Below are 23,979 nucleotides of genomic sequence, written 5' to 3'. Positions count from 1 at the left end.
AAATAGGTTAACAAAAGGAGATGTATTCTATAGCGAGATCACAAGGATCGCTATCGTTAATCTAATATTTATCCCCAACGCGATCATTGTATGTGGATATCTTCGATCATTAAAGATCAAACTCGATCTAATTTCTGTGAAAATGATGCAAATCGCGCTTTATTAACCGATCCAGATTGATCTATAATGCGCGGCCTTTGATCTGTTTTCATAGTATTAAAACCACTAGATATTGTGTTGGTACACAGAGTTATCCACAATCTATGGTGATTTTTAGCTAAATTCAGCAAAGAAATATTGGCAGAAATTTATCATATAACCATTTTGGCTGTTGACGCTGAGAGTTAAAGTGATTACAATTCGGCCTCTTTTTTACCCTTACCTCTAATGTTGGAGCTAAGGAAAATTCACTAACAAAGACGGATTGCCATCATGAGTAAACGTACTTTTCAACCTAGCAACCTGAAGCGCAAGCGTTCTCACGGCTTCCGCGCTCGTATGGCCACTGTAGGCGGCCGTAAGGTGCTTGCACGTCGTCGTGCGAAAGGTCGCGCTCGTTTATCTGCTTAATAAGTAGATAACTAGGTGACTAGCTATACCTTTACGCGGGAGTTAAGACTCTTAACTCCCGCGCAATTTAAATCTGTATTCTCCAATCCAATCAAAGCATCCTCTGCTGAAATAACCCTGCTCGCCGTTCCTAATTCAGAGCAACATCCTCGTATTGGTTTAACTGTTGCAAAACGTTTTGTTAAACGTGCTAATCAACGCAACCGAATCAAACGTGTGATAAGGGACAGTTTTCGTTTACATCAACACGACATTCCCAACATAGATATCGTGGTATTAGTCAGAAATGGCGTGATGGAAATGGAAAATGCAGAACTACACAAATTAATAGAAAAGCTATGGCGCAAACTCAGTCGCCGCTACAATGGCTAGCAACCACGTTAATTCGTGGCTATCAACTCATTATTAGCCCTATGATTGGACCGCGTTGTCGATTCAATCCAACATGTTCACATTATGCTATTGAAGCAATAAAAACACATGGAACGGCAAAAGGTAGTTGGTTTGCAATCAAACGCATATTAAAATGTCACCCTTTACATCCCGGCGGAAGTGATCCCGTCCCACCCAAAAATGACAGGTGTAATAAATAGGCTATGGAATCTCAACGCAATATATTGCTAATCGGTCTGCTGTTTGTCAGCTTTTTAATGTGGCAACAATGGCAAGCAGATAAAGCACCACAACCGGTTGCTACTCAAACATCATCAGTTGCTGCTTCTACCACGACGAATGCACAAATATCTGATGTACCAGATGCAGATGCTTCTCTTCCTGAAGCGATTACCGCATCGAAAGAACTCATCACGGTTTCTACAGACCAATTAGTATTAAAAATCGATCCTGTGGGTGGTGATATTGTTTACTCGGCATTGGTTGGACATAAAGTCGAAATCGATGAAGAAGCATCTTTTGTGCTGCTTGAGCAAACAAATGATATCTACTATATCGCCCAAAGTGGCTTAATTGGCCGCAACGGTATCGATAGCAGTGCTAAAGGTCGTGCGCATTATTCAAGCCAATCACAGCAATATACCCTTGCTGATGGCCAAGACACGATTGAAGTACCATTATCATTTGTTGCTGACAATGGCGTGACCTATAACAAAGTATTTATCCTTCATCGCGGTAAATTCAATGTTGATGTTGATTATCGCATCAACAATACATCAGCTGAATCACTGCAAGTACAAATGTACGGCCAAATCAAGCATAGTATTAAAGAAAGCGAAAGCAGCATGATGATGCCTACATACCGTGGTGCAGCTTTCTCTACCGCTGATACCCGTTATGAAAAATACAGCTTTGAAGATATGGCGGACAAAAATCTAGACAAGAAAACATTAGGTGGTTGGGCAGCAATGCTACAGCACTACTTTGTTTCAGCTTGGGTACCGCCAGCGAATGATCAAAACACCATTTTCTCTAGTTTAAGTGCTGGTGGTTTAGCAAATATCGGTTTCCGTGGTGCTATTTATGATATTGCGCCGGGTGCTGAACAAACGCTTTCTGCTCAATTCTATGTTGGTCCTAAAGATCAAGAAGCCTTAACCGCTATCTCTGAATCATTGAACCTAGTGGTTGATTACGGTTTCCTTTGGTGGTTAGCTATCCCTATTCACTGGTTATTGATGTTCTATCAATCATTTGTGGGTAACTGGGGTGTGGCAATTATTCTAATTACCCTAACAGTACGTGGATTGTTGTACCCGCTAACTAAAGCGCAGTACACCTCTATGGCAAAAATGCGCAACTTGCAGCCTAAATTAGCTGACATGAAAGAGCGTTTTGGTGATGACCGTCAGAAAATGGGTCAAGCCATGATGGAACTGTACAAGAAAGAGAAAGTAAACCCTATGGGTGGCTGCTTACCTATCTTGTTACAAATGCCTATCTTCATCGCACTATACTGGGTATTACTAGAAAGCTATGAATTGCGCCATGCACCATTCATGCTATGGATTAACGACTTGTCAGTACAAGATCCATACTACGTATTACCATTATTGATGGGTGTGTCTATGTGGTTAATGCAAAAAATGCAGCCAATGGCACCAACCATGGACCCTATGCAAGTAAAAATGATGCAGTGGATGCCGGTTATCTTTACCGTGTTCTTCCTATGGTTCCCAGCAGGTCTTGTACTTTACTGGTTAGTAGGTAACTTAGTTGCTATTACCCAGCAGAAGATTATTTATGCCGGACTTGAGAAAAAAGGCTTAAAATAAGCCAAGCTCAATAAACAACACATTGTGTAGTTAAATTAAAAGGCGGCTTAATTGGCCGCCTTTTCAATTAATGATTTAGCAGGAAATTACCGTGACAACAGATACTATTGTGGCACAAGCTACCGCACCCGGTCGTGGAGGTGTTGGCATCATTCGTGTATCAGGTGACTTAGCCAGTAATGCCGCGACAGCCATTATTGGCCATGTACCGAAAACTCGATATGCCGAATATTGTGATTTTAATAGTAGTGACGGTCAGGTTATCGATCAGGGCATTGCGCTATTTTTTAAAGGCCCAAACTCGTTTACTGGTGAAGATGTACTTGAACTACAAGGTCATGGCGGCCAAATAGTGCTTGATATGTTGATCAAGCGTGTGATGGAAATTGATGGTATTCGTATTGCTAAACCTGGTGAGTTCAGTGAGCAGGCTTTTTTAAACGACAAGCTTGATCTTACCCAAGCCGAAGCCATTGCTGATTTAATTGACGCCACCAGTGAACAAGCAGCCAAAAGTGCGTTGCAATCACTCCAAGGTGAGTTTTCAAAAGAAGTTCATGAATTAGTCGACCAAGTCACTAACCTGCGTTTGTATGTTGAAGCTGCGATTGATTTTCCTGATGAAGAAGTCGACTTTTTATCAGACGGAAAAATAGCTAATGCGCTGTATAACATTATCGATAAACTGACTCATGTTCAGGCCAGCGCCAAACAAGGCTCTATTATTCGAGAAGGCATGAAAGTCGTTATTGCCGGTCGCCCTAACGCGGGTAAATCGAGTTTATTAAATGCCTTAGCGGGTAAAGAATCAGCCATTGTTACCGAAATTGCTGGTACGACCCGTGATGTATTACGTGAGCATATTCACCTAGATGGAATGCCATTACATATTATTGATACCGCCGGATTGCGTGACACCACAGATACCGTAGAACAAATTGGAATTGAACGCGCTTGGGCAGAAATAGCCACTGCTGATCGGGTATTATTTATGGTTGATGGCACCACAACCGATGCCGTAAACCCACATGATATTTGGCCTGATTTTATCGACCGTTTACCACCAAGGCTTGGCATAACTGTTATTCGTAATAAAGCCGACTTAACTGGTGAGCCGTTAACTATGTCTGAAGAACAGGGTTACGATGTTTACCGTATATCAGCTAAAACTGGCTTAGGTGTAGAAGAGTTAAAGCAGCATCTTAAATCACTAATGGGTTATCAAAGTAATCTTGAAGGTGGCTTTATTGCTCGTCGTCGTCATTTAGAAGCCTTAGATCTAGCCGAAAGCCACTTAATGTTAGGTAAAGAACAATTAGAAGTATATTTAGCCGGTGAATTACTGGCTGAAGAGCTACGTATGTGCCAAATGGCGTTATCTGAAATTACCGGTAAATTCACCTCAGACGACCTATTGGGCAAAATATTTAGCTCGTTCTGTATTGGTAAATAAGGCATAGGCATAATGTTGGCAAATGGTCATATGACGTTAGCAAATAATGTCATTGTACTCGATTTTGAAACCACGGGTTTATCACCTGATAACGGTGACAGAGCCATTGAAATTGGCGCGGTCAAAATAGTTAACGGCGAAATCGTTGATACTTTTCAATCGTTGATGAACCCGGGGAAAAAGGTAAACACTTTTATCGAACAATATACCGGTATCAGCAACTCAATGCTGCGTGAAGCACCAAGCTGCCAAGTTGTGATGAACCAATTTGCAGACTTTATCGGCGACTTTAGCTTGGTTGCCCATAATGCCAGTTTTGATAAAAAGTTTTTAGATGCTGAATTAGACTATTGTCAACGCGACTATAAAGGCCAATTTGCCTGCTCATTATTATTGTCACGCAGAATAAGCTTAGATGCGCCTAATCATAAATTAGCGACGTTGGTGACATACCATCAACTACCAACAGAGGGATTATTTCACCGAGCTTTAGCAGATGCCACCATGACCGCTCATCTGTGGTTATATCAATTGGCACTTATTCAGCAACAAGCACCGCATGTTGAATTAACCTTTGATATCATCAATCGGTTATCGCGTGTACCCAAAGCTAAAATTAATCAATACTTAGCAACCTTATAATCCTAACGAAACAGGGTTAAGCCAGTTCATCGCTCAGCATATCGACTAACAGCCTTACCTTGGCCGATAAGTGCCGGTTTTGTGGATATAAAGCCCAAATTCCCTCTTTAGCTTGTTGAAATGGTGCCAACACCACCACTAACTGACCTTGCTTAATGGCTTCATTAACATAATAGCCAGGTAACTGGACCACGCCCATTCCACGTAAAGCCGCATCCAGTAACGTCAGGCCGCTGCTACATTGCAAACGACCTTGTACCTTAATCACTTTTTCTTTTCCCTGCTCATCAAAATGCCAATGACTATTGGTGCCAATCAAACAATGATGTTGATTTAAATCAGCTAAGGTTTCAGGCACACCGTATTGTTGCAAGTAAGCGGGCGAAGCGCACACATATTGGCGCCGACTGGTTAAGCGCTTAGCCACTAAACTCGAGTCTGCTAGTCTGCCTAAACGAATGGCCAAATCATAACTACCATCCACTAAATCCAATTGCTTATTAGTCAGCTCGCAAATCACTTCAACTTGCGGATATTTTTCCATGAAGTTGACCACTATCGGCATTACAAAACGTTCGCCATAGGTGACAGGCGCCGTCATTCTGATTAACCCTTGGGGAGATTGATGCAAGCTTGAAATAGCCCGTTCGGCCTCTTCCAACCCATCTAACACTTGCCGACAATGACGAAAATACACCGCACCTTCTTCAGTTAAAGACACCTTACGGGTGGTGCGGTAAAACAGCTTGGTTGTTAAGCGGTTTTCAAGCTGACTGACCTGACGACTGACTTGTGCGGTTGATATCCCCAAACGGCTGGCCGCCTGAGTAAAACTTTCAGTTTGTGCCACAGCAACAAACTCTACAACTCCATCCCAAGGCATCATTATTACATTCTCGTAAAAGTGATTTGCAATTTAAGCTAATTATCAACTGATATAAAACAATTACAATAGTCATATCGTCTACACTGTGTAGATATTTATTTTCATCTATTTGAGTCGTTTGGTTTTTGCAAATTAATGTTTCATCAACTATGCCAAGCAAAGCTTAATATCTATAAAGGAATAAACACATGTCAGCACAATTTATCAAATCAAAAGCCGCTGTCGCCTGGGGTCCAGGACAAGCATTAAAAATTGAAGAAGTGGATGTCATGTACCCCAAGGCGGGCGAAGTGATGGTAAAAATTGTGGCTTCAGGTGTTTGCCATACAGATGCATTCACACTTTCTGGCGACGATCCTGAAGGGGTTTTTCCAGCCATTCTTGGCCATGAAGGTGGCGGAATCGTTCATATGGTGGGTGAAGGTGTTACCAGCGTCAAAGTAGGCGATCATGTTATTCCACTGTACACAGCAGAATGTGGGAAATGTAAATTCTGTACCTCGGGGAAAACCAATCTGTGTAGCGCGGTACGTGAAACCCAAGGTAAAGGCTTAATGCCTGATGGTACAACGCGTTTTTATAAAGGTGGCGAGCCCATTTTCCACTACATGGGTTGTTCAACCTTTTCTGAGTTCACAGTATTGCCTGAGATATCATTAGCTAAAGTGAATAAAGATGCACCATTAGAAGAGGTTTGCTTACTGGGTTGTGGCGTTACCACCGGCATGGGGGCTGTGCTCAATACCGCCAAAGTACAAGCTGGCGATACTGTGGCTATTTTTGGTTTAGGTGGTATTGGTTTATCGGCCATTATTGGCGCTACCATGGCGGGTGCATCACGCATTATCGGCATTGACTTAAATGAATCTAAATTTGAGTTAGCTAAAAAGCTCGGCGCAACAGACTGTATTAACCCTAAAAACTTTGAAAAGCCTATTCAGGAAGTCATTGTTGAAATGACCGATGGCGGTGTTGATTTTTCATTCGAATGCATAGGTAATGTCAATGTAATGCGCAGTGCTTTAGAGTGTTGTCATAAAGGTTGGGGCGAATCTATTATCATAGGTGTCGCAGGTGCTGGCCAAGAAATTTCAACCCGTCCATTCCAATTAGTCACAGGCAGAGTGTGGAAAGGCACCGCATTTGGTGGCGTCAAAGGTCGTAGCCAATTACCTGGCATTGTTGAGCAATATCTCAATGGCGATTTTAAACTGGATCATTTCATCACTCATACTATGGGGTTAGAGGGTATTAATGAGGCTTTTGAGTTAATGCATAAAGGTGAAAGTATTCGAAGTGTTATTCACTTCAATAAATAAAAGCGGTTGGCATTCACCTCAGTTCTTGCTGAGGTGAATTTATTTATGAATAATAATTTTACTAGGTATTTATAGGCTCAAACAAAGGAACCGAGATGACTATCGAACAAGTCAGTTCTGCCAAAGTATTTAATGGCTGGCATAAACAATTTAGCCATCAGTCAACAAGTACCCAATGTCAGATGCGTTTTGCTATTTTCTTACCACCGCAAGCACAGCAGCAAAACGTGCCTGTTTTGTATTGGTTATCGGGGCTAACCTGTACCGATGAAAACTTTATGCAAAAAGCAGGAGCGTTAAAGATTGCCGCGATGTTAGGGATGGCAATTGTTTGTCCAGATACCAGCCCAAGAGGTGAAAATGTTGCCGATGATAATGATGGTGCCTACGACTTTGGCTTAGGTGCAGGCTTTTATCTCAATGCCACACAAGCGCCATACAAAGCACATTATCAAATGTATGATTATGTGGTAAACGAATTGCCAGCCCTCATTGAAACCCATTTTCCAGTCACTAAACAGCGGGCCATCAGTGGCCATTCGATGGGCGGCCACGGCGCATTGTCTATTGCCTTTAAAAACTTGCAAAAATACACCAGTGTGTCGGCATTCAGTCCAATCTGTAATCCAATCAATTGCCCTTGGGGTAAAAAAGCATTCAATGGTTATTTAGGTAAAAACAGCCAAACATGGTTTGAATATGACAGCAGTGAATTGTTGAAAAAACTTACCGATCCGCAATCCTTTATTCCCGCGCTGGTGGATCAAGGCGAAAGTGATACTTTCTTAACCGAACAATTAGCCCCACAAGCACTAACTCAAGCCGCTGAGCAAGTAGGTTATCCATTAGTGCTACGTATGCAGCAAGGCTATGATCATAGCTATTACTTTATCGCCAGTTTTATAGAAGAACACTTGCGTTTCCATGCACAGCATTTTAACTAAATGACGATGAACTAAAGCTATCGAAAAACACTTGCAAGCTATTATTGATGATAGTATTTGTTGGTAAAGACGGTATAAAAAAGGAATGCTGATGCATTCCTTTTTTTATACCATTACTATCTAAATCCAAGATTAGTTAGATTTTAATCGCGCAAAATAGCTTACTGAGGCGGCTTTCACTTTCGGTGCGAGCAGAATTGCAGATGTCATTGTCGGAATAGCCATTAAAGCGTATGCCGCATCAATGATATTGACAATTTCCTGTAAACTCGCAGTAGCGGCAAACAAAATAGCCAATAAATAAAAATATTGGTAATAACGAATCTTACTGCGACCAAACAAAAATGCGAAACACTGCCCGCCATAAAAAGCTTGGGTAAAGATGGTACTGATGCTAAAAAACACCACACATAGGATCAGTAAATAAGGCCCAACTCCTGGCATGGTGACACTAAATGCCTGAGCCGATAAATTAACCCCCTCTGACTCTGTTCCCTGCCAAACACCTGATATCAAGATAATCATTGCCGTTGCCGTACACACCATTAAAGTGTCAATAGCTGGGCCAAGCATAGCCACTAAACCTTCTTTAACAGGCTCATTGGTTTTAGCACTACCATGGGCCATAACCTCAGTCCCTATTCCCGCTTCATTTGAAAAAGCAGCACGACGAATGCCAATCAACATAGTGCCTAAAATGCCACCGCCAACCGAGTTTAATGAAAATGCTTCAGTAAAAATAAGCGCAAAGTAACCCGGTATATCTGCTAAATTGGTCGCTATGACATAAAAGGCACAGCTCATATAAATGAAGATCATCAATGGCACTACTTTTGATGCCACGGTAGCAATACGTTTGATCCCACCTAAAATAACACTTGCCACAATCAACATCACAATGATCCCTAAGCCAAGATCCAGCACAAATGTAGATTGATCTGCCGGAAAGTAACCCGGTTTAACGATTAACCATTCCCGAATAATTTGCACTAATTGATTTGAGTTAAATAAAGGAAAGTTCCCCACTAGGCCAACGACACAAAAAAATACTGCCAAAAAGTGCCATTTTTTAGCCAATCCTTGGGTAATAATGTACATAGGTCCCCCTTGTACATCACCGTTTTCATCTTTTCCACGGTACATAATGGCTAAAGTACAGGTAAAAAATTTAGTCGCCATCCCTACGATTGCACTGATCCACATCCAAAAAATAGCCCCAGGACCACCAACCATAATCGCCACAGCCACACTGCCTATATTACCCATCCCCACAGTGCCAGCCATAGCACTCGATAGTGCGCCAGCATGACTAATGTGACCTTCGGCACCGTCATCTGGATATTTCCCCCTAACAATATTAATCGCGTGACCAATATAACGAAAAGGAACAAAACGAGAGTAAATCAGGAAGAATAATCCGCCACCCACAAGTAGAATAAGCATATGTGGGCCCCAAGCCATATCGGCAAGTTGCTGAGTCAGTTCAACTAAAGTCATAATAAATGTTACTAAATTGTAAATTGATTAAGCTAAAACTACTGAGTCTCAGCTCAAGGTGCAATGGAAAATTCGTCCTGATGGGGCAAAATAGTTCAATATCTTCAATATTTTCGGAGTAAAAATGGCAAATATAGCGTTATTAGTAGGCACAACATTGGGTGGAACAGAGTATATCGCTGACGATCTTGCGGCCCAATTAGTGGCAAAAGGTCATCAAACAAGCGTAATGTTAGACCCTAATTTGGCTGAATTGGCAGATTATCCACTATGGATCTTAGTGTGTTCTACCCATGGAGCCGGCGATCTACCCGATAATATTCAGCCTTTTTACAAACAATTGATGCTTGAAAACCCCGATCTCAGCCAGCATCAGTTCGCTTTATGTGCAGTTGGCGATTCCAGTTACGATACATTCTGCCAAGGGCCTGAAAAATTAATATCCCTCTTTGAAGCTGCGGGAGCAAAAGCATTTGTGGATAAGATCCAAATTGATGTACAACGCGATCCCATCCCTGAAGAGCCCGCTTTATCATGGTTATCTGATTGGGAAGATCAGATCATATAGATCAATTTTAGAATAATATTGTGATAAAAGATCATTAACCCACACTTTAGATCCAGTTTATCCACAAAATGTCATTTTTATTTATAACTTTGTGGATAAGCTATTATTTTATGCGATCATAACTCTGTACTGTTCACTACCCGATCTTGATTAAGATCCCCCCTGTGGATAACCATGCGATCTACCCACATGTTATATCAGGTTTGATCGCGAACAGATCACAGGAATAGGATCGTGTAACATCATAATTATTAATAAAAATTAGCGTTACCCACAGATATTGACGATCTTAATAGTAAACATAATAAGAAGATCTATATAAAGATCTTAAGATCTTTTACTCAAGCCACTTTGGATCAAACAAGCAAAAATGATCTTTCATGATGAGCCCTGCAAATGCTAAAATGATCTGCTCAATTTGAACTCGACTGATCATCGACTCAAACTGAATAATCTTTTTACTCCATTTATTTTTGATTAAATAAAATTAGCTAACGTAGGTCCAAGATGCATTTTCATGAACGGTTTGATGTAATTGTTGTAGGTGGTGGTCATGCCGGAACTGAAGCGGCACTTGCTGCTGCAAGAATGGGCTCAAAAACCTTATTGCTGACACACAATATCGATACCCTAGGACAAATGTCCTGTAATCCAGCAATTGGCGGGATTGGTAAAGGTCATTTGGTCAAAGAGATCGATGCCCTAGGCGGCTCAATGGCTATTGCAACTGACTACGCAGGCATTCAATTTAGAACGTTAAATTCGAGTAAAGGCCCAGCGGTACGAGCAACACGTGCTCAAGCTGACCGCGCTTTGTATCGTCAAAAGATACAACAAATTCTTCAAAATCAAGTTAACTTACGTATATTCCAACAGGCAGTAGATGACTTAGTTGTTGAAAATAATAAAGTTGTTGGTGTAGTTACCCAGATGGGATTGGCATTTGAAGCTCCAGCCGTAGTATTAACTACCGGTACATTTTTAAGCGGTAAAATCCATATAGGATTACAAAATTACAGCGGTGGTCGTGCTGGTGATCCACCGGCTATCGCATTAGCTAATCGTTTACGTGAATTACCAATACGTGTTGGCCGATTAAAAACGGGTACACCACCGCGTATTGATGCCAATACTATAGATTTTGACCAAATGACTGAGCAAAAAGGTGATACACCATTGCCTGTCATGTCTTTTTTAGGGGATGTAAGCCAACACCCTAAGCAAATTTCGTGTTACATCACTCATACTAACGAAAAAACCCACGATATTATTCGTGGAGGGTTAGACAGAAGTCCTATGTACTCTGGTGTTATCGAAGGTATTGGTCCTAGATATTGTCCATCGATTGAAGATAAAATTCACCGCTTTGCAGACAAATCCTCACATCAAATATTTATTGAACCTGAAGGATTAACAACCAACGAAATATATCCAAATGGTATTTCAACCAGTTTACCTTTTGATGTTCAGCTGAATTTAGTTCGTTCGATCAAAGGTATGGAAAATGCTGAGATCGTTCGCCCTGGCTATGCAATTGAATATGATTATTTTGATCCACGGGATCTTAAAAACTCACTAGAAACCAAAGCGATCAATGGTTTGTTCTTTGCTGGACAAATCAATGGTACTACTGGTTATGAAGAAGCCGGTGCACAAGGTTTACTTGCTGGGATGAACGCAAGCCTGCAAGTTCAAGGTAAAGACAGCTGGTGCCCACGTCGTGACGAAGCTTATCTTGGTGTTTTAGTTGATGATTTATCAACTTTAGGTACTAAAGAACCCTACAGAATGTTCACTAGCCGTGCAGAATATCGCCTACTACTTCGTGAAGATAATGCCGATTTACGCTTGACTGAAAAAGGTCGTGAGCTTGGATTGGTTAATGACGAACGTTGGGCTAAATTCAGTGAAAAACGTGAGTCGATCGAATTAGAGTTGCAGCGTTTACGCAGCCAATGGGTACACCCAAATTCACCGTTACTTGATGTATTAAATCCACATTTAAATACCCCTATATCACGGGAAGCTAAATTTGAAGATTTACTGCGTCGACCTGAAATGGATTATCCAAAATTAATGTCTTTAGAAGGGTTTGGTCCCGGACTAGAGGATCCACGTGCTGCTGAACAGGTGCAAATACAAGTAAAATATTCTGGTTATATTCAACGTCAGCAAGATGAAGTTGATAAAGCCATTCGCCATGAAAACTCATTATTACCCTTGGATCTGGATTACCAAGAGGTGCCTGGGTTATCAAATGAAGTGATCGCTAAGTTGAATAACCATAAACCTGATACCGTTGGCCAGGCATCTCGTATTTCGGGTATTACACCGGCGGCAATCTCAATTTTGTTAGTGCATTTGAAAAAACGCGGTTTATTAAGAAAAACGGCATAAAATTAAACAAACTGATCGAACTCAATAATAAGGGGAGCCATAAGGCTTCCCTTAGTGCTTTTACGGCTTCATAATACCGAAGCAAATGGTTTTAAATTAAAGAGGCATTATCTGTGTTAGCTGCTCAACTTAGTGATTATTTGGCTGAAATGGAAATTTCAGCAACTGAATTACAGCAAAAACAACTTGTTGGCTTTGTTGAAATGCTTAACAAATGGAATAAAGCGTACAATTTAACCTCTGTACGGTCACCTGAACAAATGTTAATCCGCCATGTGATGGACAGTTTAGTTGTATCGCCTTATCTTGAAGGTCAACGTTTTATTGATGTAGGTACTGGCCCAGGATTACCGGGGATTCCATTAGCCATTTTAAATCCAGATAAAGAATTTGTATTACTAGATAGTTTGGGAAAACGGATCCGTTTTCAAAAGCAGGTACAATTTGAGTTAAAAATTAATAACTTTAGCTCAATAGAAAGTCGGGTTGAAGCTTATCAACCGGAACAAAAATTTGATGGTGTATTAAGTCGAGCATTCGCCTCTATTTCTGACATGTTGAATTGGTGTCACCACTTACCTAAAGAAAATGGCTTATTTTATGCCTTAAAAGGTCAGTTAACGGCAGCTGAAATCGCTGCAATACCTACAGAGTTTAAACTTGTTGATACCATTGCATTAGAAGTACCAAAGCTTGATGAACAGCGACATTTATTAAAATTGGTAAAAGTGTAATACTCACTAGCAGATATACGTATACCGGACATCAATAATTATAAACAGGATGACATTGTGGGTAAAATCATTGCCGTAGCCAACCAAAAAGGTGGCGTAGGAAAAACAACTACTTGCGTAAATTTAGCCGCATCACTTGCCGCCACAAAGCGTAAAGTGTTGTTGATTGATTTAGATCCACAAGGCAATGCCACTATGGGCAGCGGTGTTGACAAATATGAAGTCGAAAATACCGCATATGAATTATTGGTAGAAGAAAAACCTTTTGAAGACATCGTGATCAAAAATACTGCGGGTAAGTATGATCTGATTGCGGGTAACGGTGATGTCACAGCTGCTGAAATCAAATTGATGGAATTCTATGCCCGTGAGATCCGTTTACGTAATGCACTGGCACCCATCAGAGATCATTACGATTATATTTTCATTGATTGTCCTCCCTCACTAAACATGCTGACGGTAAATGCCATGTCAGCAGCAGATTCTGTCCTCGTGCCTATGCAATGTGAATATTATGCATTGGAAGGGCTTACAGCCTTGATTGATACCATAACCAAACTGGGAGCTATGGTTAATCCAACACTCACAATCGAAGGGATTTTACGTACCATGTACGATCCACGTAATCGACTGTCAAATGATGTATCAGATCAATTAAAACAACATTTTGGTGAGAAAGTATATCGCACCGTGATCCCAAGAAATATTCGTTTAGCTGAAGCGCCAAGTTTTGGTGCACCTGCCATGTATTATGACAAAACGAGTGCCGGCGCAAAGGCATACTTGGCCTTAGCGGGTGAAATTATTCGCCGAGCAGAACAGCAAGCACCCATTCAAGAAGCGTAGGATTAAATAATGACGGTAAAAAAACGCGGTTTAGGTAAAGGACTGGATGCCTTACTGAGCCATAGCAATGCAGCAAGTCGAAAATCTGATATTCAGCAAGCTGAAAATACAATCGACAATGAATTGATTCATCTCGACTTAGACTTATTGCAACCAGGCAAATATCAACCGCGTAAGGATATGTCACCTGAAGCATTAGAAGAACTAGCTGAATCAATTCGATCTCAGGGGATTATTCAACCAATTGTTGTGCGTAAAGTATCAGAGTTTAAATATGAAATCATTGCTGGTGAACGTCGTTGGCGCGCCGCTCAACTTGCCAAGCTGGATAAAGTCCCTTGTTTAGTTAAACAAGTTGCCGATGATGCAGCAGTGGCAATCGCATTGATTGAAAATATTCAACGTGAAGATCTTAATGCGATGGAAGAAGCGATTGCATTACAGCGTCTATTAACCGAGTTTGAGTTAACTCATCAACAAGTAGCCGATGCGGTAGGTAAATCGCGTGCATCAGTATCTAATTTATTACGTTTAAATAGCTTAAATGAGCCAGTAAAACGTTTATTAGAATATGGTGATATAGATATGGGACATGCACGTGCATTGTTGGCAATTGAAGGTGATGAGCAAACAAATCTGGCTAGATTAGTTGTATCAAAAGAAATGACTGTTCGTGAAACAGAACGGTTAGTCAATAAAGCATTAAATCCGGTTAAAACCCCTGAAACTCCAACTAAAGATCACGATGTAAGCCGCTTGGAGCAACAGTTAATTGAGAAATTGGGCGCTAAAGTTGCTATCAATCATGGCACTAAAGGCAAAGGGAAAATTGTAATAAATTACCAAAACCTCGCTGAATTAGACGGTATTCTAAATAAAATTCACTAAATTTTAACAAAATTTCATTTCATCAGTAAGTTTGTGACACAGCTATATTTTTTGTTTTCGCAGTTCTAGACGCAAATCACCTTTAAAATAGCTGTTTTACACTCATCAAAGTTGCAAACAAAGCGCGAAAAGGTATACTTTGCAGGCTTTTTGTAAGTTAAGGCTGGGTTAATAAAGTTAATTTAGACTTATGCCCGCAAAAAGCACGAATGCGGAGAGAGAAAATTGAGTAATGTTTTAGCGCGTCGTGGCCGAAAATCAGCTTATAAATTAGTGATCATTCAGGCGGCGATAGTTGGGGTAACTTCAATTTTACTTTTCGCTCTGTGGGGCTTTCAGTATGGACTTTCTGCTTTTGCAGGAGGTGTTATTGCTGTATTGCCTAATTTTGTATTCGCAACCCTAGCCTTTTCCCATGCGGGGGCAAGTGCGTCAGGAAAGGTCGTTCAATCGTTTTTTCTGGGGGAAGCGGTAAAGTTGCTGCTTACCATTGTGTTGTTTGCTATTGCTTTTGGTCTGTTAGATATGGTGTTCGCACCACTATTTTCAACCTACGCTTTAGGATTAATAGTACCTTGGGCAGTCCCTTTATACTTCAAGCAAAATTAAGTGAGATTAATCATGGCGACAACTGGTGAAGCATTAAATGCTTCCGAGTATATCCAGCATCACCTGACTAATGCGAAAATGTGTTCTGCCGATGGCGGAGTTGCTTTTAACTATGCATGTCAAGATGCCGGGTTTTGGACTTGGCACATTGACTCACTTTTGTTTTCAGTAGGCCTTGGGGTCTTGTTTTTGTGGTTATTCCGCAAAGCAGGAAAAAAAGCAACCACAGGTGTTCCAGGTAAATTTCAATGTTTCGTTGAAATGTGCGTGGAAGGTGTTGATAAAATTGCAAAAGATTCATTCAATGGTCGTAATGCAGTTATCGCACCATTAGGTCTGACTATTTTCGTCTGGATTTTCCTGATGAACTTAATGGACTTAATTCCGGTTGATTTTATACCTGAAGCTGCAAACAGATTATTAGGTGTTCCTTACCTTAAAATTGTACCAACCACCGACTTAAACGTTACTTTAGGTATGTCCTTAAGTGTGTTTGTGTTGATTGTGTTTTACAGCATAAAAGTTAAGGGTATTGGCGGTTTCACTAAGGAACTAACATTACAACCTTTCAATCATTGGTTATTGATTCCAGTCAATTTAGTATTGGAAACAGTTACTTTGGTTGCGAAGCCTATTTCATTGGCGCTTCGTCTGTTTGGTAACCTGTATGCAGGTGAGTTGATTTTTATTCTGATTGCACTTATGCCTTGGTGGGCTCAGTTCGCACTTTCAGTGCCTTGGGCGATATTCCATATTTTGGTCATTGTGCTGCAGGCCTTTATTTTCATGATGCTGACGATTGTTTATTTAAGCATGGCTCATGAAGAACATTAATTTAGAAATTGATAATTAGATATTTATCGGAGATAAAATGGAAACTGTAATTGGTTTTACGGCAATCGCTGTTGCTATCATGATTGGCCTAGCTGCTTTAGGTACTGCTATCGGCTTCGCAATCTTAGGTGGTAAGTTCTTAGAAGCTTCTGCACGTCAACCTGAGCTAGCGCCAGCGTTACAAACTAAGATGTTCATCGTAGCGGGTCTACTAGATGCGATCTCTATGATTGCAGTTGGTGTTGCATTATTCTTCGTATTCGCGAACCCATTCTTAGCTCAACTTGGCTAATCTAGCACCCTGTAAGGAGTTGACGTTATGAGTATTAACGCTACCCTGCTAGGCCAAGCAATATCTTTTGCGCTCTTTGTGTGGTTCTGCATGAAGTTTGTATGGCCGCCGTTGATGAATGCAATCGAAGAGCGCCAAAAGAAGATTGCTGATGGTCTGGCTGATGCCGGCCGTGCTGCAAAAGATCTAGAGTTAGCTCAAGCGAAAGCTACTGAGCAACTTAAAGACGCTAAAGCAACTGCTAACGAAATTATTGAGCAAGCTAACAAGCGCAAAGCTCAAATCGTTGAAGAAGCAAAAGCTGAAGCAGATGCTGAGCGGGCTAAAATTGTCGCTCAGGGTAAAGCAGAAATTGAGAACGAACGTAATCGCGTAAAAGATGACTTGCGTAAGCAAGTTGCTGCTCTAGCCATTATTGGCGCAGAGAAGATTCTTGAACGTTCGATTGACCCAGCCGCCCACAGTGACATAGTTAATAAACTTGTTGCTGAAATTTGATAAGGGAGTTGAGTAATGGCTGAATTAAGCACCATCGCTCGCCCTTACGCAAAGGCAGCTTTTGATTTTGCAGTTGAACATAAAGCAGTAGAAAGTTGGACAGAAATGCTAACTTTCGCGTCATTGGTTACTGAAAATGAATCAATGAAACCATTGCTTAATGGCACTTTAGCGAGTGCGGAACTAGCTTCACTATTTATTAAAGTATGTGGTGAGCAAGTCAACGAGCAAGGTCAAAACCTGATAAAGGTAATGGCTGAAAACGGTCGTTTAGGGATACTGCCTACAGTGTCTCTACTTTTTGCTGAATACCGCAATGAGTGGGCGAAAGAAGTAGAAGCTGATGTGGTTTCTGCTACTGAGCTAAGCGCAGAGCAACAACAGCAAATTAGTGTTTCTTTAGAGAAACGTCTCGCACGCAAAGTTAAGCTGAATTGCAGCATTGATCCATCGCTAATCGGCGGTGTGATAATTAAATCAGGCGACCTAGTCATTGATGGCTCGGTAAGCGGTAAGTTATCGCGTTTGTCTGACAAGCTGCAGTCGTAATTGGGAGTTTGAGCATGCAACTGAATTCCACTGAAATCAGCGATCTGATTAAGCAGCGGATCGAGCAGTTCGACGTCGTTAGTGAAGCTCGCAACGAAGGTACTATCGTTGCAGTAAGTGACGGCATCATTCGCATTAACGGCCTAGCCGATGTAATGCAAGGTGAAATGATCGAACTGCCTGGTGGCCGTTTTGCAATCGCGTTGAACTTAGAACGTGATTCTGTCGGTGCCGTAGTAATGGGCCCTTATGCTAATTTAGCTGAAGGCGCAAAAGTAAGAACAACTGGTCGTATTCTTGAAGTACCAGTCGGTCGTGGTCTACTTGGCCGCGTTGTTAACACTCTAGGTGAGCCTATTGACGGAAAAGGACCAATCGACAACGATGGTTTCTCTCCAGTTGAAGTGATTGCTCCTGGTGTTATTGAACGTAAGTCAGTATCACAACCTGTTCAAACAGGTTATAAAGCCGTTGACTCTATGATCCCTATTGGTCGTGGACAACGTGAATTGGTCATCGGTGACCGTCAAACTGGTAAAACAGCTTTGGCAATCGATGCCATTATTAACCAGAAAGATTCTGGCATTAAATGTGTATACGTAGCGGTAGGCCAAAAAGCTTCTACCATTGCTAACGTGGTACGCAAGCTAGAAGAACATGGTGCATTAGCTAATACTATCGTTGTAGTTGCATCAGCTTCAGAAGCTGCAGCATTACAATTCTTAGCGCCATACTCTGGTTGTTCTATGGGTGAATACTTCCGTGACCGCGGTGAAGATTCTTTAATCGTATATGATGATTTGTCTAAGCAAGCTGTTGCTTACCGTCAAATTTCATTGCTATTGAAGCGTCCACCAGGACGTGAAGCATACCCAGGTGACGTATTTTATCTACACTCTCGTTTATTAGAGCGTGCTTCACGCGTAAACGAGAACTACGTAGAAAAGTTCACTAAAGGTGCAGTAACAGGCAAAACTGGTTCTTTAACCGCTTTACCTATTATTGAAACCCAAGCTGGTGACGTATCAGCGTTCGTACCGACTAACGTAATTTCGATTACCGATGGTCAGATCTTCCTTGAAACTGACTTGTTTAACTCTGGCTTACGTCCAGCTGTTAACCCAGGTATTTCTGTTTCTCGTGTTGGTGGTGCAGCGCAGACTAAGATCATCAAGAAACTGTCTGGTGGTATTCGTACCGCACTTGCACAGTATCGAGAGCTTGCAGCGTTCTCACAGTTCGCATCTGATTTAGATGATGCAACACGTGCTCAGCTTGAGCATGGTGAGCGTGTAACCGAATTAATGAAGCAAAAGCAATATGCTCCTATGAGCGTTGCTGACCAATCAGTATCTATTTTCTCTGCAGAAAAAGGTTACCTGAAAGGTGTTGCTTTAAATGAAGTCGGTCGCTTTGAAGCCGCTCTGCTTTCATACATGAACAGTCAACATGCTGACCTAATGAACACCATCAACGCTACTGGCGATTATAACGCTGATATCGAAGGTGAGTTGAAGGCAGGCATGGACAAGTTCATTGAAACCCAAACCTGGTAACAATGAACGGGGTGCCTATGGGCACCTCAGGTCCCAGATTGGAGAGTAGAGATGGCCGGCGCTAAAGAGATTAAAACCAAGATCGCGAGTGTTAAAAACACTCAGAAGATCACTTCAGCTATGGAAATGGTTGCAGCCAGCAAAATGCGTAAAGCGCAAGACCGCATGGCAGCAAGTCGTCCATATGCAGAAAATATGCGTAAGGTGATCGGTCACGTCGCGCAAGGTACGCTTGAATTCAAACATCCAATGTTAGAAGTTCGAGATGCCAAGCGGGTTGGTTACATTGTTGTGTCAACCGACCGTGGCCTTTGTGGTGGTTTGAACGTTAACCTTTTCAAAAAGGTTGTTACAGACCTGAAAGAATGGAAAAAGCAGGGTGCGCAAATTGAGTTTTGCCCAATTGGTTCCCGCTCAGTACAGTTTTTCAAAAGCTTTGGTGGTGAAATATCTGCCCACACATCAGGTTTAGGCGATGCGCCAAAACTGAGTGATTTGATTGGCACGGTTCGTGTCATGTTAAAAGCTTACAACGAAGGCAAACTGGATCGTCTGTTTATTGTGTTCAACAAGTTTGTTAACACAATGACCCAGACTCCTGTGATCGAGCAACTGCTACCTTTGCCTAAATCGGAAGAAGAAGTAGCTAAATATCCTTGGGATTATATCTACGAGCCGGATCCAAAAGAAATTTTGGAAACACTATTAACTCGTTATATTGAATCACAAGTATATCAAGGTGTTGTTGAAAATATCGCTTCAGAACAAGCCGCTCGTATGGTGGCAATGAAAGCGGCAACAGACAACGCAGGCGAACTTATTGACGATTTGCAGTTAGTTTATAACAAGGCCCGTCAGGCTGCGATTACGCAAGAACTGTCGGAAATTGTATCTGGCGCTGCAGCGGTTTAGGTTTTAGGTAACGAATTCAAGTTTAGAGGATTAATCATGAGCACAGGTACTGTTGTCCAAGTAATTGGCGCGGTTGTGGACGTAGAGTTTCCACAAGATTCTGTACCCAAGGTATATGACGCTCTGAAGATCACAGGTGAAGGTACCTGTAATGGTTTGGTGCTGGAAGTTCAGCAGCAGCTAGGTGGTGGTGTTGTTCGTACCATCGCTATGGGTTCTTCTGATGGTCTGCGTCGTGGTCTAGAGGTAGCAAACTCAGGTTCACCAATTTCTGTTCCGGTAGGGGTTAAAACTCTTGGCCGTATCATGAACGTACTAGGTGAGCCAATTGATGAAGCGGGCCCAATCGGTGAAGATGAGCGTTATGAAATTCACCGTTCAGCTCCTTCATATGAAGATCAATCAAACACGACTGAACTTTTAGAGACGGGTATCAAGGTTATCGACCTTGTATGTCCATTCGCTAAGGGTGGTAAAGTTGGTTTGTTCGGTGGTGCGGGTGTTGGTAAAACAGTTAACATGATGGAACTGATTAACAACATCGCTAAAGCTCACTCGGGTCTTTCTGTATTCGCTGGTGTTGGTGAGCGTACTCGTGAGGGTAACGACTTCTACTACGAGATGGAAGATTCAGGCGTACTTGATAAAGTAGCCATGGTTTACGGTCAGATGAACGAGCCTCCAGGTAACCGTTTACGCGTAGCGTTAACCGGTCTGAGTATCGCTGAAAAGTTCCGTGACGAAGGTCGTGACGTACTGTTGTTCGTTGACAACATCTACCGTTATACCTTAGCGGGTACTGAAGTATCTGCACTATTAGGTCGTATGCCTTCTGCGGTAGGTTATCAGCCAACACTAGCTGAAGAGATGGGTGTTCTTCAAGAACGTATCACTTCAACTAAGTCTGGTTCGATTACTTCTGTACAAGCAGTATATGTACCTGCGGATGACTTAACCGATCCGTCACCAGCAACAACCTTCGCTCACTTAGATGCGACTGTTGTACTGTCTCGTAATATTGCATCGCTAGGTATTTACCCAGCGGTTGACCCATTGGATTCAACTTCTCGTCAGTTAGATCCACAAGTTGTTGGTCAAGAGCACTATGACGTTGCTAGCGGTGTACAAACTGTATTACAGCGTTACAAAGAGCTAAAAGACATTATTGCTATTTTGGGTATGGATGAATTATCAGATGATGATAAAACAACTGTATTCCGCGCACGTAAGATTGAGCGTTTCTTATCTCAACCTTTCTTCGTAGCAGAAGTCTTTACTGGTTCTCCTGGTAAGTACGTTTCTCTTAAAGACACCATCCGTGGCTTTAAGGGTATCTTGGAAGGTGAGTTCGATCACATCCCTGAGCAAGCGTTCTACATGGTTGGTTCAGTAGACGAAGCCGTCGAAAAAGCTAACAAAAAGAAATAACTAGGCCGCAAAGCTTAGTTCTTTAAGGAGAGCTCAATGGCAGGCATGACAGTCAAACTTGATATTGTTAGTGCAGAGAACAGCTTGTACCACGGCGAAGTTACTTTTTTTGAAGTATCTGGTGCTGAAGGTGAATTAGGTATTATGCCTAACCATGCTCCTTTGCTAACAAAAATCAAACCTGGCATGGCGCGCATGGTCAAGCAAGATGGCAGTGAAGAAGTACTGTACCTTTCAGGCGGAATCCTGGAAGTACAACCTACTTCAATTTCTGTTCTTGCTGATGTTGGATTGCGTGCCGATGATATTGATGAGCAAGCAGCTTTAGAAGCTAAACGCCATGCAGAAGAGAAAATTGCTAATGCAGGTGTGGACTTCGATTATGAAGCGGCAACAATTGAATTGGCTAAATCTATAGCGCAATTGAAAGTTGTTGAAACCATCAAGAAAAACATCACCAGATAAGTTGATTATTTGCTGAATAAAAGGCGACTCATTTATGAGTCGCCTTTTTTATTGCACCTAAATCACCCAGATATATCAGCAGTTTTCCTTTTGGCGCGTTAATCAGCTAAAATAGCCCCAATTTTACTATTTGGTATTTTGAAGGAATCAATCATGTCGTTAAATGTTGTGATCTTAGCTGCTGGCAAAGGAACGCGTATGCGCTCAGATCTTCCTAAAGTGTTACACCCGATAGCCCATAAAAGTATGGTGCAGCATGTTATTGATACAGCGAACTCTTTAGGTTCACAGGCTATTCAATTGGTTTATGGTTACGGTGCCGATAAACTGCAAGCGGCTTTGGGTGAGCAACCTTTAAATTGGGTGTTACAGGCGGAACAACTTGGTACAGGCCACGCTGTCGCACAAGCTAACCCTAATATTAGCGACGATGATACTGTGTTGATTCTTTATGGTGATGTACCGCTTATTCAGCAAAGCAGCTTAGAAGAGTTGTTAAAAGCGCGTCCTGAAAATGGTTTAGCAATTCTTACGGTTAATTTACCTAACCCAACAGGTTATGGCCGCATCGTACGTGAAGCTGGAAAAGTTGTCGGTATTGTTGAACAAAAAGATGCCAATCCAGAGCAGCTTAATATTAAAGAAGTGAATACCGGCATTATGGCTGTACCAGGCAAACAATTAAAAGCTTGGCTAAACCGTTTATCAAATAATAATGCCCAGGGCGAATATTACCTTACCGACATTATTGCCATGGCAAATGCAGATGGTGTTGAAATCAATACCGCACAACCTCAGTCAGCAATTGAAGTGGAAGGTGCGAATAACCGTGTGCAACTGGCCCAACTTGAGCGAGCATATCAAGCGCGAGCGGCTGAAAAATTGATGTTAGAAGGTGCTAATTTACGCGACCCAGCCAGAATAGATATTCGTGGTGATGTTAGCGTAGGTATGGATGTCATGATTGACGTTAACGTGATTATTCAAGGTAAAGTCACCTTAGGTAATAATGTCACCATAGGTGCAGGTGCAATTTTAATTGATTGTGACATTGCTGATAATGCTGAAATTAAGCCTTATTCAATTATCGAAGGCGCTAAATTAGGTAAATCAGCTAGTGCAGGACCATTTGCGCGTTTACGCACAGGTGCTGAGCTGAAAGAAGATGCGCATATCGGTAATTTTGTAGAAATGAAAAAAGCTGTATTAGGCATTGGCTCAAAAGCTGGCCATCTAGCGTATTTAGGTGATGCTCAAATTGGTGCTGGGGTAAACATTGGCGCAGGTACCATTACCTGTAACTATGACGGCGCGAACAAGTTTTTAACGGTTATTGAAGATGGTGTATTTGTGGGGAGTGACACCCAGTTAATTGCTCCGGTCACAATTGGTAAAAATGCCACCTTGGGCGCAGGTTCAACTATAGCCAAAGATGTTGGCGAGGGTGAGTTAGTTATCACTCGTGTAAAACAGCGTCATATTACTGGATGGCAACGTCCGGTTAAACTGCCAAAGTAATACATTAGCTAGCGACTCTAATAATGGCGATAAGTGTGACTGCACTTATCGCTTTTTTGTCAGTTAATTTTAATTAAAAGTCAATATATCAAACAGTTACTTACAATGTTAACTGTGTGCAATTCATTTACTGTGGACACGTAAATCCGCTTTGTCATTAGTGCAAAGTTCAAGTTTGATGGTAAGTTATCTCATTCCAGTATTTTACATATCCTCTATTCATCTCTTAACCCTAGTTGAGGTTAAGTCTCTTCATGTTTGTCAGTTCAATCTTCTGTATACATCGCATAAGCCGAATAACTCAATTAGAGTAAATATACTGTAAATTATATTTAATAATAATCAT

Annotated in this window: 25 protein-coding genes; 23 read left to right on the top strand and 2 right to left on the bottom strand. The window is 41.6% G+C overall.

What is annotated here, in order from left to right; translation table 11 throughout:
* The first annotated feature begins 432 nt into the window (after nucleotides 1-432).
* From rpmH to IEY03_RS15170, 6 genes are all read left to right on the top strand, one after another.
* Nucleotides 433-570 (top strand): 50S ribosomal protein L34, encoded by a 138-nt coding sequence (rpmH, locus tag IEY03_RS15195; protein WP_006083827.1) that lies wholly within the window; start codon nucleotides 433-435, stop codon nucleotides 568-570.
* A 15-nt stretch (nucleotides 571-585) separates the two neighbouring features.
* Complete coding sequence (rnpA, locus tag IEY03_RS15190; protein WP_188843242.1) at nucleotides 586-942, top strand: ribonuclease P protein component; 357 nt, start codon at nucleotides 586-588, stop codon at nucleotides 940-942.
* Nucleotides 909-1,163 (top strand): membrane protein insertion efficiency factor YidD, encoded by a 255-nt coding sequence (gene yidD / locus IEY03_RS15185; protein ID WP_188843240.1) that lies wholly within the window; start codon nucleotides 909-911, stop codon nucleotides 1,161-1,163. Before rnpA ends, yidD begins: the two co-directional genes overlap by 34 nt.
* Nucleotides 1,164-1,166: 3 nt before the next feature.
* Nucleotides 1,167-2,798, top strand: coding sequence for a membrane protein insertase YidC (yidC, locus tag IEY03_RS15180; RefSeq protein WP_188843238.1), 1,632 nt, complete (start codon nucleotides 1,167-1,169; stop codon nucleotides 2,796-2,798).
* Between the two features lie 91 nt (nucleotides 2,799-2,889).
* Nucleotides 2,890-4,251: a tRNA uridine-5-carboxymethylaminomethyl(34) synthesis GTPase MnmE gene (gene mnmE, locus IEY03_RS15175; RefSeq protein WP_188843236.1), complete on the top strand. Its 1,362-nt coding sequence runs from the start codon at nucleotides 2,890-2,892 to the stop codon at nucleotides 4,249-4,251.
* Nucleotides 4,252-4,263: 12 nt separating this feature from the next.
* Complete coding sequence (locus IEY03_RS15170) at nucleotides 4,264-4,893, top strand: 3'-5' exonuclease (RefSeq protein ID WP_229778355.1); 630 nt, start codon at nucleotides 4,264-4,266, stop codon at nucleotides 4,891-4,893.
* A gap of 16 nt (nucleotides 4,894-4,909) precedes the next feature.
* On the opposite strand, the gene IEY03_RS15165 is transcribed toward IEY03_RS15170, so the two are convergent.
* Entirely contained in the window at nucleotides 4,910-5,779 is an 870-nt protein-coding gene (locus IEY03_RS15165) for a LysR substrate-binding domain-containing protein (protein WP_188843235.1), read from the bottom strand.
* Nucleotides 5,780-5,967: 188 nt separating this feature from the next.
* Between IEY03_RS15165 and IEY03_RS15160 the strand changes: the two genes are divergently transcribed.
* Both IEY03_RS15160 and fghA read left to right on the top strand, forming a co-directional pair.
* Nucleotides 5,968-7,098, top strand: a complete 1,131-nt coding sequence (locus IEY03_RS15160) for an S-(hydroxymethyl)glutathione dehydrogenase/class III alcohol dehydrogenase (protein WP_188843233.1) — start codon at nucleotides 5,968-5,970, stop codon at nucleotides 7,096-7,098.
* A gap of 95 nt (nucleotides 7,099-7,193) precedes the next feature.
* The gene (gene fghA / locus IEY03_RS15155; RefSeq protein ID WP_188843231.1) at nucleotides 7,194-8,042 is read left to right on the top strand and encodes an S-formylglutathione hydrolase; all 849 of its coding nucleotides are present in this window, start codon (nucleotides 7,194-7,196) and stop codon (nucleotides 8,040-8,042) included.
* 132 nt (nucleotides 8,043-8,174) lie between these two features.
* Here the strand turns inward: fghA and IEY03_RS15150 are convergent, their stop codons facing one another.
* Nucleotides 8,175-9,539, bottom strand: a complete 1,365-nt coding sequence (locus IEY03_RS15150; RefSeq protein ID WP_188843229.1) for an alanine/glycine:cation symporter family protein — start codon at nucleotides 9,537-9,539, stop codon at nucleotides 8,175-8,177.
* Nucleotides 9,540-9,663: 124 nt separating this feature from the next.
* Here IEY03_RS15150 and mioC point away from each other — a divergent pair, with 124 nt between their 5' ends.
* The 15 genes from mioC to glmU all read left to right on the top strand — a co-directional run bounded on the left by mioC (nucleotide 9,664) and on the right by glmU (nucleotide 23,633).
* On the top strand, nucleotides 9,664-10,107 hold the full coding sequence (mioC, locus tag IEY03_RS15145; protein ID WP_188843227.1) for an FMN-binding protein MioC: 444 nt from the start codon (nucleotides 9,664-9,666) through the stop codon (nucleotides 10,105-10,107).
* Between the two features lie 507 nt (nucleotides 10,108-10,614).
* Nucleotides 10,615-12,504 carry a tRNA uridine-5-carboxymethylaminomethyl(34) synthesis enzyme MnmG gene (gene mnmG, locus IEY03_RS15140; RefSeq protein WP_188843225.1) on the top strand — a complete coding sequence of 630 codons (1,890 nt, stop codon included), beginning with the start codon at nucleotides 10,615-10,617 and terminating at the stop codon, nucleotides 12,502-12,504.
* 113 nt (nucleotides 12,505-12,617) lie between these two features.
* Nucleotides 12,618-13,238, top strand: coding sequence for a 16S rRNA (guanine(527)-N(7))-methyltransferase RsmG (gene rsmG, locus IEY03_RS15135; protein WP_188843223.1), 621 nt, complete (start codon nucleotides 12,618-12,620; stop codon nucleotides 13,236-13,238).
* 57 nt (nucleotides 13,239-13,295) lie between these two features.
* A complete protein-coding gene (locus tag IEY03_RS15130; RefSeq protein WP_188843221.1) occupies nucleotides 13,296-14,084 on the top strand; it encodes a ParA family protein in 789 nt (262 codons plus the stop codon).
* 9 nt (nucleotides 14,085-14,093) lie between these two features.
* A complete protein-coding gene (locus tag IEY03_RS15125) occupies nucleotides 14,094-14,972 on the top strand; it encodes a ParB/RepB/Spo0J family partition protein (RefSeq protein WP_188843219.1) in 879 nt (292 codons plus the stop codon).
* Nucleotides 14,973-15,197: 225 nt separating this feature from the next.
* Nucleotides 15,198-15,581 (top strand): ATP synthase subunit I, encoded by a 384-nt coding sequence (locus IEY03_RS15120; RefSeq protein ID WP_188843217.1) that lies wholly within the window; start codon nucleotides 15,198-15,200, stop codon nucleotides 15,579-15,581.
* Nucleotides 15,582-15,593: 12 nt separating this feature from the next.
* Nucleotides 15,594-16,415, top strand: a complete 822-nt coding sequence (gene atpB / locus IEY03_RS15115; protein WP_188843215.1) for a F0F1 ATP synthase subunit A — start codon at nucleotides 15,594-15,596, stop codon at nucleotides 16,413-16,415.
* Nucleotides 16,416-16,452: 37 nt separating this feature from the next.
* Nucleotides 16,453-16,707, top strand: coding sequence for a F0F1 ATP synthase subunit C (gene atpE, locus IEY03_RS15110; protein WP_188843213.1), 255 nt, complete (start codon nucleotides 16,453-16,455; stop codon nucleotides 16,705-16,707).
* Nucleotides 16,708-16,734: 27 nt separating this feature from the next.
* Nucleotides 16,735-17,205: a F0F1 ATP synthase subunit B gene (gene atpF, locus IEY03_RS15105; RefSeq protein WP_188843211.1), complete on the top strand. Its 471-nt coding sequence runs from the start codon at nucleotides 16,735-16,737 to the stop codon at nucleotides 17,203-17,205.
* 15 nt (nucleotides 17,206-17,220) lie between these two features.
* Complete coding sequence (gene atpH, locus IEY03_RS15100) at nucleotides 17,221-17,754, top strand: F0F1 ATP synthase subunit delta (RefSeq protein WP_188843209.1); 534 nt, start codon at nucleotides 17,221-17,223, stop codon at nucleotides 17,752-17,754.
* Nucleotides 17,755-17,768: 14 nt separating this feature from the next.
* Nucleotides 17,769-19,310, top strand: coding sequence for a F0F1 ATP synthase subunit alpha (atpA, locus tag IEY03_RS15095; RefSeq protein WP_188843207.1), 1,542 nt, complete (start codon nucleotides 17,769-17,771; stop codon nucleotides 19,308-19,310).
* Between the two features lie 51 nt (nucleotides 19,311-19,361).
* Nucleotides 19,362-20,222, top strand: a complete 861-nt coding sequence (gene atpG / locus IEY03_RS15090; RefSeq protein WP_188843204.1) for a F0F1 ATP synthase subunit gamma — start codon at nucleotides 19,362-19,364, stop codon at nucleotides 20,220-20,222.
* Nucleotides 20,223-20,258: 36 nt separating this feature from the next.
* Nucleotides 20,259-21,650 carry a F0F1 ATP synthase subunit beta gene (gene atpD / locus IEY03_RS15085; RefSeq protein ID WP_188843202.1) on the top strand — a complete coding sequence of 464 codons (1,392 nt, stop codon included), beginning with the start codon at nucleotides 20,259-20,261 and terminating at the stop codon, nucleotides 21,648-21,650.
* Between the two features lie 36 nt (nucleotides 21,651-21,686).
* A complete protein-coding gene (locus tag IEY03_RS15080) occupies nucleotides 21,687-22,115 on the top strand; it encodes a F0F1 ATP synthase subunit epsilon (RefSeq protein WP_188843200.1) in 429 nt (142 codons plus the stop codon).
* Between the two features lie 153 nt (nucleotides 22,116-22,268).
* Entirely contained in the window at nucleotides 22,269-23,633 is a 1,365-nt protein-coding gene (gene glmU / locus IEY03_RS15075) for a bifunctional UDP-N-acetylglucosamine diphosphorylase/glucosamine-1-phosphate N-acetyltransferase GlmU (protein ID WP_188843198.1), read from the top strand.
* The last annotated feature ends 346 nt before the right edge of the window (nucleotides 23,634-23,979 follow it).

The sequence above is a fragment of the Shewanella aestuarii genome (assembly GCF_014647215.1).
Classification (GTDB): domain Bacteria; phylum Pseudomonadota; class Gammaproteobacteria; order Enterobacterales; family Shewanellaceae; genus Shewanella; species Shewanella aestuarii.
The sequence above is the reverse complement of the archived record's forward strand: the minus strand, read 5'-3'. Positions and strand labels throughout refer to the sequence as shown.